Origin of the sequence: Paenochrobactrum glaciei (assembly GCF_039522165.1) — a bacterium.
In the GTDB taxonomy this organism is placed as follows: domain Bacteria; phylum Pseudomonadota; class Alphaproteobacteria; order Rhizobiales; family Rhizobiaceae; genus Paenochrobactrum; species Paenochrobactrum glaciei.
The window spans coordinates 549,067-562,362 of sequence record NZ_BAAADE010000001.1 but is presented as its reverse complement, the minus strand read 5'-3'; the positions used below and the strand labels follow the sequence as shown (position 1 = coordinate 562,362).

The 13,296-nt window shown below is 50.2% G+C and carries 11 protein-coding genes; 6 read left to right on the top strand and 5 right to left on the bottom strand.

Translation table 11 applies throughout. From position 1 onward, the window contains the following. Nucleotide 1: 1 nt before the first annotated feature. From ABDZ76_RS02750 to ABDZ76_RS02730, 5 genes are all read left to right on the top strand, one after another. Nucleotides 2-2,413 carry a PIG-L family deacetylase gene (locus tag ABDZ76_RS02750; RefSeq protein ID WP_343800970.1) on the top strand — a complete coding sequence of 804 codons (2,412 nt, stop codon included), beginning with the start codon at nucleotides 2-4 and terminating at the stop codon, nucleotides 2,411-2,413. A 64-nt stretch (nucleotides 2,414-2,477) separates the two neighbouring features. Continuing rightward, nucleotides 2,478-3,320: a DMT family transporter gene (locus ABDZ76_RS02745; protein ID WP_343802969.1), complete on the top strand. Its 843-nt coding sequence runs from the start codon at nucleotides 2,478-2,480 to the stop codon at nucleotides 3,318-3,320. Nucleotides 3,321-3,584: 264 nt separating this feature from the next. Continuing rightward, nucleotides 3,585-4,031 (top strand): pseudoazurin, encoded by a 447-nt coding sequence (locus ABDZ76_RS02740; protein WP_374844519.1) that lies wholly within the window; start codon nucleotides 3,585-3,587, stop codon nucleotides 4,029-4,031. A gap of 213 nt (nucleotides 4,032-4,244) precedes the next feature. Next, nucleotides 4,245-5,450, top strand: coding sequence for an MFS transporter (locus tag ABDZ76_RS02735; RefSeq protein WP_343800967.1), 1,206 nt, complete (start codon nucleotides 4,245-4,247; stop codon nucleotides 5,448-5,450). A gap of 8 nt (nucleotides 5,451-5,458) precedes the next feature. Further along, complete coding sequence (locus ABDZ76_RS02730) at nucleotides 5,459-6,736, top strand: HdeD family acid-resistance protein (protein ID WP_343800964.1); 1,278 nt, start codon at nucleotides 5,459-5,461, stop codon at nucleotides 6,734-6,736. A 33-nt stretch (nucleotides 6,737-6,769) separates the two neighbouring features. On the opposite strand, the gene ABDZ76_RS02725 is transcribed toward ABDZ76_RS02730, so the two are convergent. From ABDZ76_RS02725 to ABDZ76_RS02705, 5 genes are all read right to left on the bottom strand, one after another. After that, the gene (locus ABDZ76_RS02725; RefSeq protein WP_343800961.1) at nucleotides 6,770-7,501 is read right to left on the bottom strand and encodes a L,D-transpeptidase; all 732 of its coding nucleotides are present in this window, start codon (nucleotides 7,499-7,501) and stop codon (nucleotides 6,770-6,772) included. A 221-nt stretch (nucleotides 7,502-7,722) separates the two neighbouring features. Next, nucleotides 7,723-9,360: an exodeoxyribonuclease VII large subunit gene (gene xseA / locus ABDZ76_RS02720; RefSeq protein WP_343800958.1), complete on the bottom strand. Its 1,638-nt coding sequence runs from the start codon at nucleotides 9,358-9,360 to the stop codon at nucleotides 7,723-7,725. A 52-nt stretch (nucleotides 9,361-9,412) separates the two neighbouring features. After that, nucleotides 9,413-10,366, bottom strand: a complete 954-nt coding sequence (locus tag ABDZ76_RS02715) for a LysR substrate-binding domain-containing protein (RefSeq protein WP_343800955.1) — start codon at nucleotides 10,364-10,366, stop codon at nucleotides 9,413-9,415. A gap of 156 nt (nucleotides 10,367-10,522) precedes the next feature. After that, on the bottom strand, nucleotides 10,523-11,896 hold the full coding sequence (locus ABDZ76_RS02710; RefSeq protein ID WP_343800951.1) for a glutamate--cysteine ligase: 1,374 nt from the start codon (nucleotides 11,894-11,896) through the stop codon (nucleotides 10,523-10,525). A 127-nt stretch (nucleotides 11,897-12,023) separates the two neighbouring features. After that, nucleotides 12,024-12,758: a 16S rRNA (uracil(1498)-N(3))-methyltransferase gene (locus tag ABDZ76_RS02705; protein WP_343800949.1), complete on the bottom strand. Its 735-nt coding sequence runs from the start codon at nucleotides 12,756-12,758 to the stop codon at nucleotides 12,024-12,026. A 392-nt stretch (nucleotides 12,759-13,150) separates the two neighbouring features. Here ABDZ76_RS02705 and ABDZ76_RS02700 point away from each other — a divergent pair, with 392 nt between their 5' ends. Next, entirely contained in the window at nucleotides 13,151-13,291 is a 141-nt protein-coding gene (locus ABDZ76_RS02700) for a hypothetical protein (protein ID WP_184220821.1), read from the top strand. Nucleotides 13,292-13,296: the final 5 nt, after the last annotated feature.

Below are 13,296 nucleotides of genomic sequence, written 5' to 3'. Positions count from 1 at the left end.
CATGCTTGACGCGCGTCAGAAAATTGAAAAGCAGATGGCTGCACCCGCACTTGTGCGCTTGCATCGCAGCCTTAGCCGTTTGCAATCAACCGTCACCATGATGAATACCGGAGCCCATCCCGATGATGAGCAAAGCGGTATGCTGGCTTATTTCCGTTTTGCTTTAGGTATGCGGGTGATTATCGGCTGTTCCACCCGCGGCGAAGGCGGGCAAAATGTGCTTGGGCCTGAGCGCAGCGGTGCTTTGGGTGCTGTGCGCAGCCGCGAATTGGAAGAAGCAGCGCGTGCCATCGACAGCGATGTGACATGGCTTGGTCATGGCCCTCAGGATCCTGTGCATGATTTCGGCTTTTCCAAAGATGGCGACGGCACTTTCTTACATTGGGGTGAAGATCGCACCATTGAGCGTCTGGTGCGCGCTTACCGCACCGATCGTCCTGACATTGTGATTCCGACATTTCTTGATGTGCCAGGTCAGCACGGCCATCACCGCGCAATGACGCGTGCAGCCGAAAAAGCCATTGCGCTGGCTGCTGACCCTAAAGCCTATCCTGAACATTTTGAAGAAGGACTGACCGTTTGGCAGGTGGCTAAATATTATCTGCCTGCGTGGACGGGTGGTAGCAATGGCTATTATGATGATGAGGTGCCGCCGCCGCCTGCAACGGTAACCGTGCGCGCAGAAACCCGTGATGTGGCAACCGGCGCTGATTATGACCGCATCGGTGAGTGGTCACGTTATTACCATGCCAGTCAGGGCATGGGCTATTGGCCGGAAAATCCGAAAAAAGAATGGCCGCTGCATTTGTTGCTGGCAAGCAATAAAGTGCGCAGTGAAACATCGGTGCTGGATGGTTTGCCTGCCAATCTGGAACAATTGGCATTAACATCCGGCCTTTCAGCTAAAGCGGTTAGCTGTTTGCGTGATGCGCAGGATGCGCTGGATCATGCGCTTTCTGCTTTTCCTGATCGCGGTGCGATTATGGCCTGTCTGGTCGAGGCTGCAAAAGCCACTGAAACTGCGCGCGAACATGCGCCAGCTGACTTTTTGAAACTGCATGATCATCGTCTGACCAGAAAAATCACGCAAATCAATCATGCGCTTTTTGAAGCGGCCGATTTGTTTGAAAATGCGGCCCTTACCTCACGCACTTTGACGCCGGGGCAGGCAAGTGATCTGAAGGTGAGCCTCAGCGAAGATTATCGCCGCTATAAGGTCAATATTGAAACTGTTTTCCCAGCATATGTGGATGTTATACCGACCGAACAAAATGGCCGTCATTTCAATTTTGATGTGATTGCTGAAACCGGAGCGGCATTCAGCCCGGTGTTCGAACCCAATTGGACATCACTGCAAGGCAATGGTCAGGCGCATATTGTTTTGACCGCGGATTTTTCCGGCTATCAGGCCAGCGCACAATTTGATCTGGAAGAGCCATTTGCCATTTTACCTGCCAGTTCGCTGGCCCTTGACCCGCCTGCTTTCATTTTGTCATTGCAGGATAAAAACACGCCAAACCTGACCTCCTGCATGACAATCAGCGGTGCGCAGGCACCTGTTCGTTTTAGCGCGCCGGAAGGCTGGGTGCTTACGCAAGAAGGTGCGCAAGTGACTTTGACAGCACCTGAGAAGATCGAGCCGGATTTGTTGCGTTTTGTGCCACAAATTGATGGTCGTGAGGCTTTTAAGGTTGATCACACCAGCTATCCGCATATCGGTGCGGTGAGTTATCGTGAGCCAGAGCTTTTGCAAGTGCTGGCGCTGGATTTAACGCTGCCGAAAAATGCTAAAATTGGTTATGTCGGCGGTGGCGCTGATCGGGTGGGCTTGTGGCTTACGCGCATGGGGCTTGATGTCACCATGCTGACAGAGAAGCATCTGGCCGGTGACCTGTCGCAGTTTACCACAATTGTTGTCGGTATTTTTGCCTTTGGTTTGCGCAAAGATTTGGCAGACGCGACCGCTAAATTGCATGATTTTGTGCATAAAGGCGGCCATTTGGTCACGCTTTATCATCGCCCGACAGATGGCTGGGTGGCAGAGCAAACACCGCCATTGCGTCTGAATATCGGTACGCCTTCTTTACGTTGGCGCGTAACCGATCCGGCTTCTGACGTAACGATCCTGCAGCCTGAGCATAAATTGCTCAAAGGGCCGAACCAGATTGATATGGATGATTTTGACGATTGGGATAAAGAGCGCGGCCTTTATTTCATCTCCGGCTGGGATGATGCCTATGTGCCGCTTTTATCGATGCATGATGTCAATGAACAGCCATTATTTGGTGCGTTACTGAGTGCCGAAATCGGGCAGGGGCGTCATACACATACAAGCCTTGTTTTGCATCACCAGCTTGACCGGCTGGTGCCGGGCGCTTTCCGATTGGTGGCCAATCTTGTTCAACCGGCATGAGACAGCACCAGATAGGTCGCGTGTAAAAAACGCAGCAACCGGCAGAGGTTCGACCGGAGAGGCCATTATATGGTCTTTGGCGGACATGCTGCTGGTTGCCGGTGCCATGTCGGCACTGGTGAAGGCGCAAGGTGTATCTTATCCGGCTTTTCAGCTTGTTTTTATCCGTGCATTGATCGGGCTGATTTTCATTTTGCCGCTGATCTGGCGTGAGCGGCAGCAGATGCTGCATATCCGCCATCCCTGGCGCAATCTTACCCGTATTGTCTGTAATGCCATCGCACTGACCAGTCAGTTTTTTGCCTATGCGCTGATGCCGCTGGTGGTGGTCAATGCTTTAAGCTTTTCAAGGCCGTTGGTCACCATGCTGATGGCGGTGGTGATGTTGTCAGAAAAGGTCAGCCGTATTCAGTGGATAGGCGCTGGTATCGCCTTTGGCGGTGTGCTGATTATGCTCAATCCCAGTGGTGGCTTTGTCTGGAGTGTGGGGCTGGTGGCAATTGCCGTTAATGTGGTCTTTGGTTCATTAGCGACAATCCAAACGCGGCAGCTGCGTGAAGAAAGCACCACAGTGATGATGGTGTTTTATACGGTCGGTCTGGTGGTGCTGACCGCTATTCCGGCGATTATCAGCTGGCAACCGGTCAAAACAATGGATTGGATACCACTGATCGGTATTGGTTTGCTGGCACAAGCAGGGCAATATTGCTTTTTGCGCGCCTATCGTCTGGCCGATGCCAGTGTGCTTGCACCGATCAGCTATCTCTCCATCGTAGTAATGGCGATCACCGGCTATGTATTTTTTAATGAAGTGCCTGAACTCAAAATAATCATTGGCTCTGCCATTGTGCTTTGCTCTTTACAACTGGCATCTGTTTTAGAGCGTCGAGTGAAGAAACGGTCTTGAAGCAATGTTACAAGGAGTAACTTTTTCGTTATGAGAATATAGTCCTTTTTACCGAAAAACAGGGCTTTTTTAGATCAATTTTACTTATATTTTTATGTATATTGGTAAAGTTTTTGCAGAATTTATTGACTTTCTTAAACCATTTACCTACTTGACCAAGAGATGGGCCGTGCATCGAACCTCCCCCGGATTGCATGGTTGAAACCATTTTTGTCAAATGAAGCTAAGTAAGTTCCTTACTAGTTCCGAATTTGGAGCAGAAAATTGAAAATTTCTACATTGTTCGCTACAGCTGCGATTGCTTTCGCAGCAGCATCCGCACCTGCACTGGCTGCAGATTTTGAAGTTAAAATGCTCAACAAAGGTGAAGGCGGCGATATGGTTTTTGAACCAGCGCTTACCAAAATTGCTGTTGGCGATACCGTAACTTTCGTACCGACCGATCCTTCACACAATGCTGAAAGCATGAAGGACATGATGCCTGAAGGCGCAGCAACCTTCAAAGGCAAGATCAATAAGGAAGTAAAAGTTACTTTCGATAAAGAAGGTGTTTACGGCGTTAAGTGCCTGCCACACTTTGCAATGGGCATGGTCGCTCTCGTTGTTGTTGGCGACGATTTGAGCAACCTTGAAACTGCTCCAAATGCAAAAATGCCTCCAAAGGCAAAAGAACGCATGCTGCCATTGCTTGAACAGGCTGCAGCCAAGTAATTTTTACGGTTTCGTAAAAACAGTGCCGGAAGATGAAAATCTTCCGGCATTTTTTTTGAAAGAGTTTCTGATAACCAAATATAATTTTTGCTGACTATGCTATTTTTAATAGTGATAAGCTCCCAATATAGTTCTATAGAGAATGAAGAGTGACTATTTTCGTAATAGTTTGAGGGGGGCGGTATCATAACAATAACCGCCAAGTGAGGTTCATTGAGTGATACAAATACTGACGGGTCGTCACGACCTGCATTAGAATTATCTCGTGGTCAGTTATTGCTATCGCTTGCCGTTGTTATTGGCACTGCGTCGGTTTTTGGCTTAACTTATAGTCTGACCGCACCTTTGGTGGCTTTGTCTTTGACCGAGCAAGGCGTGACCGAAACGATTATCGGTATCAATGCCGCAATGCATGCGCTTGGTGTTTTGTGTGTGGCGCCGATGTTGCCACGCTGGGCAAGCCGTTATGGTACACGCAGGCTTATCATTCTCGCCCTTATTATGACCGCTGTCTTATTGGCGCTGTTTCCGGCTATGCCGAGCTTCTGGCTGTGGTTTCCGTTGCGCTTTGGTCTAGGTATTGCTGCTGAAATCTTGTTTGTATTGACTGAAACATGGGCAAGCGAATTAAGCAGTGATGCGACACGCGGACGTATCATGGCAGCCTATACGGCGTTTCTGTCACTGGGTTTTGCTGGTGGGCCTTTGATCCTGTCTTTTGCCGGCCATGAAGGCGTTTTGCCGTTTTTCATCGGTAGTCTGATTGCGCTGCTGGCCTTAATTTTTATCTGCTATCGTCGTGTGCAGGCACCGGCCATGCAGCAGACGCATAATTTGAATTTACTGCGCTATATGCGGGCAGCACCCATTGCGATGGGCACAACCGGCTTGAATGCAGGTATTGAAACGGCGGGTTTGTCGTTCTTGTCGCTTTATGCGGTGCGTCTTGGCTGGAGCGAGCAGGGTGGCACGCATTTGATTACCATTTTGATGGTTGGCGCTATTTTATTACAGCTGCCGATTGGTTGGATTTGCGATAAAATGGATCGCTTCCGCCTGATGGTCATTTTAAGTGTTCTGTCGATTGCGGGGGCGTTTTTCTGGCCGCTTATCTTGCAAGCGGGTTGGGTTGCTTATCCGGCCTTGTTTATCTGGGGCGGTGTGTTTGTTGGTATTTATACCACTATGCTGGCCATTATCGGCAGCAAGTTCCGTGGTACGGATCTGGTGGGTATTTATGCGGCGATGGGCTTGTTCTGGGGCGCAGGAGCGCTGTTTGGGCCAACGCTTGCAGGGCTTTCGATGGATATCACAATGCATGGTCTGCCGATTTTTGTCGGTATCGCTTGCGCAGTGTTTCTTGCATTTATTTTATTTATTGGCCGTTTTGAAAAGACCATGGATGAGGCTTCGTCGTGATAAGAATTATGTTGCTTTTACTCGGGCGGGACGTCATCCAGCATCACTGGAAAAAGCTTTTTGCTATCGGTCTCGTTTGGTTCATTATCGGTCTTTTTATTTTTATTGATGCGATTGACGGTAAAACACTGATCCCGTCTTATGCCTTTGGTTATTTTTTGCTGCCGGAAGCGGTGGTGAGCGTCATTGCGGCCTTTGGCAGTCACGGAACGGCCAAACAGATGCGGCTCTTTCAGGGCATCTTGTTGTTTATCATTGCCATTTTGATTTTAATGTCGTCCTACGCCACCAATTTTATTCTGGCGATGATTTTTGGTATCTGCTTTCTGGTTGATGGGGGCGTGCGGATCGGCAGTGCCGTGGTGGTGCGCTATGCACGTTGGCGCGCAGGCGTTATTGCCGGTATTGTTGAAATTATATTGGCGATCTTCGTGTTGCAACCATGGCCCACTTGGTATGAAGGCACAGTCGGTTGTAATGTTGGTGCGGTGATGATGATGGCCAGTGTTGGTGTCATCAGCATTGCGGTGCGCATTCGCCGCTTGAAGCCGGGCGCGTCCATTACATCGATGTTTAAAGGCGAGCAATGCCTGTTTAACGGTGTGTTTGAAGAAGAAGCAGCGCAAACTGAACGCGGTGAGGTGATTGTGCATGTCTGGACGCCAACCGGCAACGCGACAACGCCGCTGCGTCAGCGTGCAATCAACCGCTATATTGCGGCTGTAGATGCAACGGGTGTGATTTCTACCGGCCATGCGGCCTTGGAAATGCAACCGGATATTTATATCAGCCATTATCCTGCGGTGGAGATCGACCGCTCACCGGATGAATTCGGCCGGATTTTACGTGCAACTGTCGATAATGATGTGCCGGGACGTTTCTTACCCTCTTATCGTGAAGAGGCCGATGGCTGGTGTGAATCCACCGTCAAAGTGCGTCTGGTGGGCGCGGATGTGCAAAAACTGCGCAGTTATTGGAAGCGCTATCGTCAGGATACGACCTATAATTTGACCAACCGTAATTGTTCTTCATCGGTGGCTCATGCATTGGATGCAGCTTTTGAAGGTGGGTTCCGTGAGCGTCGCTGGCCGCTTTTGTCGGTGCTGGGGGCTATTTCTTATCCCGAATTATGGGCGGCAGGTTTGATGCGTCAGCGTGCAGAAACCATGGCATGGACACCGGGGCTGGTGCTGGACTATGCGCGGGCTTTAAGTGCACTGGTTAATCCGCCCGTCAGCACATGGCGGCGTTTGTTCCGGTTGAAAAGTGCAGAGATCAGTAAATAAAAAAAAGCGGGCTTTGCAGCCCGCTTTTTTGTTTTATGCCGTAATGGCAAGGCTGCCCTTTGGATCAGGGATAACCACAATCTTACTGCCATCGCGCACATTATCATAAAGATGGATAACATCCTGATTGAGCATACGGATACAGCCGGAAGAAACGGCCTTGCCGATAGTCCATGCTTCTGGCGAGCCGTGAATGCGGTAAATAGTGTCACGGCCATCTTTATGAATATAGAGTGCGCGGGAACCAAGCGGATTTTTAAGTCCTGGGCCCATACCACCATTTTTAATGCTGTATGGTTCAAGGGCTGGCTGACGGGCAACCATCTCATCCGGTGGTGTCCAACGTGGCCATTTGCGCTTGTAGGCGATGATCGCGTGGCCAGACCAGGCGTAACCATCGCGGCCAACACCAATACCATAACGCATGGCACGGCCATTTTTCAGCACATGGTATAGATATTTATTCGGCGTATCGACAATCACCGTGCCGGGCTTTTCATCTGTGAAATAATCAACCTCGGTGCGCCAGTATTTTTGCGGCACTTTGGAAACATCAACGGCAGGGATCGGGAAATCTTCATATGGCAATGCTTCATACATCGGCGGAACTTCAGCTTTGACTGCTGTTTTAGTCGGTGTGACATCTGCTGCGGGGCGCATATTGGGATTGGTTGAAACGCAGCCTGAAAGCGTAATGGCACTGGCACCGATCAGAAAATTTCTGCGGGACAAAAGCTGTGTCATGTTTTGTTTTTTATCTTTCATAGGGCTTTCACTTTAAATTCAAAGGCAAACTTGTGCTTGAGATCGGGGCTAACAAGACGGAACAAGCTTAAGTGAGCCTTAAGATATGGAAAGCACATGGCAGAAAAGACGAGCAAACGACACTTGTGACTTATATGTCACGAATATCGTTGCTGTAATGACACAGTTTGAGTGTGATTATGGTTAACTAAGGGTTAACGGTACGTGTTCATTGCTGTAGCTCAAAATAAAGAGCCTTGATTGTCATTGTTTTTTGGCGCTGTGGCAGGGCGCTTCGGCTTTGGCGCAGGTGCTGGTGCTGGTGCTGCTGGTTTGGAGGCTAAAGGCTCAGCCTCCGTATGGGCGGTTGCCGCCACTTCGCCATCGGCAAAGCGCAAATGCAATGATGCGCCATTATCAATATTGGCTGCTTGTTTGATCGGGTTGCCCTGATCGTCAAACACAATGGCAAAACCACGCTCCAGCACACTTTCATGCGACAATGTCCGCATAAGGCGTTCCAGCTCGTGACTGCGGCGCTTGAGGCGTTCAAAACGCAAACCAATGGCCTGATCACGACGACGGTCAAGCTGGGTGAGGGACAATTTATGTTGTCCCACTTCGCGCATGATCGGTTCAGCGCTTAAACGCTCGGCGCGGTAGGTGTAAGTGGTGCGGCGCTCACGCAGATAGTTTGCCAAAGCACGCGGCAAACGCTCGTTGAGCTGCATTGTTGTACGCTTGTGCTCGGTGATTTTGCGGCGCAGCAAATGCGGCGAAAACTGACGTGCCAATCCGTCGAACTGTACTTTTTTATGCTGGGTCAGTGTTTGCAGGCTTCGCTCAAGGCGGCTGCTCACTTCGTCAAAGTGGCGGCGCGGCAGAGCCAGCAACTGATCAGCACCCGGCATGGCACGGGTTAATGCCCGCTGCATCTGACGGCGTTGATCTAAATAACGGGACATCGCAGCAGAAAGACGCGCAGCATGGGAGGCAAGGCTTGCCTGCAAATCAGCGCGCACCGGCACTGCCATTTCAGCAGCACCTGTCGGGGTAGGGGCACGCACATCGGCGGCCAGATCAATCAATGTCCAGTCGGTTTCGTGACCTACGGCGGAAATAACCGGAATATGCGAGGCCGCAACGGCGCGCACGACCGCTTCATCGTTAAAGCCCCACAGGTCTTCCAAGCTGCCGCCACCACGCGCCACAATCAAAAGATCAGGCTGCGGAATGGTGCTGTCTGCACCAAGATTATTGAAGCCTTGCACTGCGGCTGCGACTTCCTCACCGCTGGTTTCGCCCTGCACACGCACTGGCCAGACCAATACATGAAGCGGAAAACGGTCGGTAATACGATGGATGATATCACGGATTACAGCGCCGGTTGGCGATGTGATAACGCCGATCACCTTCGGCATGAAGGGCAGTAATTGTTTATTGGCGGGGTCAAACAGACCTTCTGCACCAAGTTTACGCTTACGTTCTTCAAGCAGCGCCATCAAGGCGCCGGCACCTGCCGGTTCCATCTGCTCGATGACGATCTGATATTTGGAAGAGCCCGGATAGGTGGTGAGTTTGCCGGTGGCAATCACTTCCATGCCTTCTTCCGGCCGGAAGCGTAATTTGCTCATTGAGCCGCGCCAAACCACCGCTTCCATGCGAGCTTTGTCGTCTTTTAAAGCAAAATAGGCGTGCCCTGATGAATGAGGGCCGCGATAACCGGAAATTTCACCGCGCACGCGCACATGGCCAAACTGCTCCTCAATCGAGCGTTTGAGTGCGCCCGAAATTTCGGAGACCGAATATTCAGCAACATTGGAGCTACTGTTTTTAGCAGCTACATTTGCCGGAGGCGGCGAATCGAACAGGTTATTCATATGCCTATTGGCCCGTTTTTGCGCTTTAAGGTCAAGCTGTGAGGCGTATGAATTACCAGTCTATCGCCAGATAATGTGTGTTGCTCTTCTTTTGTTTTTGATGGCTTGCCAATTGGCGCTCGGGTGCGAGCGAGGTAATTGGTGGCGTAGAAATTGTTTCAAGACTTGCCACAATATGCTGCACCAGTGCATCCATAATGGCAGCTTGCTTGCTGGCACCACGCAAAATGCCGATGCCGAATTTTGGTAATTGTGCAAAGCCTTCAGCTTCGGTCAGCACGCGCATGCCTGGGCGTAGCGCACATTCAGGCAGCACAGCAACAGCAAGACCTGCGAGAACGGCAGCGCTCAAAACGCTTGCCGACCAACTGGTAAACAGGATGCGATAATCGCGTTGCGCTTCCACCAAAGCATGAATAGCCGAGCGGCGCCAAACGCATGTGGTGCGCCCGACCGCCAGCGGCAGCACTTCGGCTTCATGAATATTATGGCTGGCGGAGGAGACCCATAATAAAGGTTCTGTTCGCAAAATTTCTGATGGGTGCACCTGATCGCATTGGGTTACCAATGCAAGATCCAGTTCGCCTTTTTTGATAAGTTCATTAAGGTTCATCGACGGCTCGCAAACCACCGATAATTCAACGCGTGGATTAGACCGTGAAAACCGTGCCATAATTTCAGGTAAAAAACGGTCGGCATAATCATCCGGCATACCGATGCGGATATTACCTTCCAACTGTTGATCGTCAAAAGAAGCAATCGCCTCATGGCTGAGGCGGAGCATACGGCGCGCATAGATCAACAGCTTCTGACCGTCTTCAGTCAGGCGGTTATTGCGGCCGTCGCGTTCAAATAGCGGCTTGTCGATACGTTCTTCCAGACGGCGCATTTGCATGGAAACGGCAGACTGGGTTTTAAAAATCGTCTCTGCGGCACGCGTAAAACTGCCGCTGTCAGCAATTGCAATGAAGGTTTGCAGCTGATCCAGATCAAGCGGAGTATTCATTGCCTATATATCCGTTTTTATTATTATTGAACGGCGATAATCTATCTATTTTTGTGATAAATCAATGAGCCTAATTGTAGCACGAAAAAGGCCAGATAACCGGTTAGTGGTTGTCTGGCCTTCGTCAAAACAGAACTGATAAATTAAATCAGTATCTTAATAAGCATATTCGAGGAAAATCGGGTCGATGGAACCGCCCCAGACAGAGTGATATGCTTCCAACATTTTTTCAGCTTCGGTGCTGCCGCGGGCAATAACTTCTTCCAATGGCGCGATGAAACAGGTTTCATCGAAGCCGTCATTGTTGAGTTTGTTGCGGTTTTTCAGGCCAAGCTTGGAAATGGCCAGCGTCTCACGGGCAACTTCATGCAGCTTGTGGCCACGGAACGGGCTGTGCAGGCCTTGTGCCGGAACGATGTTGCGAAGTGCAAGCACCTCTTCATAGGTCCAGTCTTTGGTGAGCTGCTCAGCTGCATCCAGCGCTTCTTCATCATAGAGAAGACCAACCCAATAGGCCGGAAGTGCACAAATACGACGCCAAGGGCCGCCATCGGCACCGCGCATTTCGAGGAAGCGCTTCAAGCGCACTTCAGGGAAAAGCGTTGAAATATGATTTGCCCAGTCGCCCTGATTTGGCACGGGATCCGCTACTTCACCCTTCAATGCGCCATTCATAAACTGGCGGAAGGTGACATGCGTGCAGTCATGATAATGACCATCACGCAGGATGAAATACATCGGCACATCAAGCGCCCATTCGACATAATCGGCAAAACCGAAATTTTCCGAGAAGACGAATGGCAGAACGCCGGAACGCTGATTATCGGTATCGCGCCAGATGTCAGAGCGCCATGATTGCAGGCCGTTTGGCTTGCCTTCGGTAAACGGAGAGGCTGCAAAAAGGGCGGTTGCGACAGATTGCAGTTTCATTGAAACCTGCATTTTGCGGCGCATGTCCGTTTCAGACGAGAAGTCCAAATTCACCTGAATGGTGGAGGTGCGATACATCATGTCCAGCCCTTGTGTTCCCACTTTAGGCATATAATTGGTCATGATTTTATAGCGTGATTTTGGCATGACAGGCGTTTCTGCCAATGTCCATTTCGGGCTGCCACCGAGCCCTAAAAAGCGGATGCCAAGCGGTTCGGCAATTTCACGCACCTGTGCAAGATGCGCGTTTACTTCGCGGCAGGTCTGGTGAATGCTTGAAACCGGAGCACCGGAAAGCTCGAACTGACCGCCCGGTTCCAGTGAGATTGCACCCTGACCGGTTGGCTCCACGAGACCGATAATATTGCCTTCGTCGATGATCGGCTCCCAGCCAAGCTTGGCCTGCATGCCGTCAAGGATCGCTTTAATGCCTTTGTCGCCTTCATAAGGAACAGGGCTGTTTTCATGAGCATAAAATGGAAATTTTTCGTGCTCGGTACCAATGCGCCATTTGTCTTTCGGCTTGCAGCCGTCGGCCAAATAAAGAGCTAAGTCTTCAACGCCCGAGATAGCTGTCTCGTCAGTTGTATCGCGCGCCATGCTGTCCGATCCTTAAATTAATAGATGCGATTAGTTGAGTGATAGGACGCAATTGTCAAATCAAGCAAGCCTATTTCGATTAAACACTGTGTTGCGGAAAAATGTGACCTTGTAAAATGAGCATATCTTACCAATCACCTAAAACGGCCTGAACAAGAGTGAGGGCTGCAACGGCTGCTGTATCTGCACGCAAAATTCTGGGTCCTAGCGGGATTGAGGTCACAAAGGGTTGGTTATGCAGATATTGGCGTTCGCTTTCCGAAAAACCACCCTCTGGCCCAATAATAATTCCATGAGTGCCGCGCGGCAGTGCTTGCAGCTGCTCTAAAGGGTTGTGTGATTCGTGCCCTTCATCGCAAAAGATCAGCGGAACGGATGTGTCCCATTGCTCTAAAAACGCGTCAAAACGCAAAGCTTCACGGCATTCCGGCAGGCTTAAATTGCCGCATTGTTCGGCAGCTTCTGTTGCATTGGCCTTGATACGGTCGATGCCTAGTTTGGGCACTTGTGTGTGCTGGGTAATGACAGGCTGCAAAACACCTGCACCCATCTCGACGGCCTTTTGCACCATGTAATCAAGGCGCCCTTGCTTGAGCGGAGCAAAGCAATAAATCAGTTTTGATGCTTCCGGCTGCACCCGTGTTTGCTCGTTGATTTGCAGGTTCAGGCGCTTTTTGCCCTCAGGCTTGAGTGTTGCTTTCCACTCACCATCGCGGCCATTGAAAACCAGCACTTGTGCATGTGCTTTCATACGCAGCACATGGGTCAGATAATGGGCAGCCTCAGTTGGTGCTTCAATTACCGCATCTGCGGCAAAATCAGCATCCAGATATAGTCGTTGCATTTTGTAATTTGCTCTCATGAAATTATCGATGGCAGAAAGCATGCGGGCAGGTCAAGAGCGGCTTTTTAGTGTGCGAAAAGGAATCAATAGCTGAATGTGCGAGTGCCGGTTTTAAAAAATGCGCACTCACCGCATGAGCGCCATGCAGACTATGAAAATTGATACATTAAATTAACCACAACCGGGCTGTTTTCGTTGCAAGCTTGCCACAGCGCCTCTGTTATTTGTGCTGGGTACTACAAACTACTGCATAAGTGCTGTTGGTTTAGTTGCCGGTAATCTTTTTGCATTGTAACTGGCTCATGGGTTTTTCAAACAGGATGGCAATGCCGCGTTTAGTCCGGTGCACGTGATCCTGTTTGATAAAGCCAAATCCCCCCACATGAATTGATGCCCGAGAGTTTTAAAAGATGACCGTTAAACACGCGACTTTAGTAACCGTATTGATGCTTTCCGGTATCGTTTTCATGGCAGCAGGTATTTTTTCCGTAGATGCTGGCGATCAGGTTTCCAGCGATGGTTACGGTGTTTCGGTTTCACACCGTCATTAATCTTA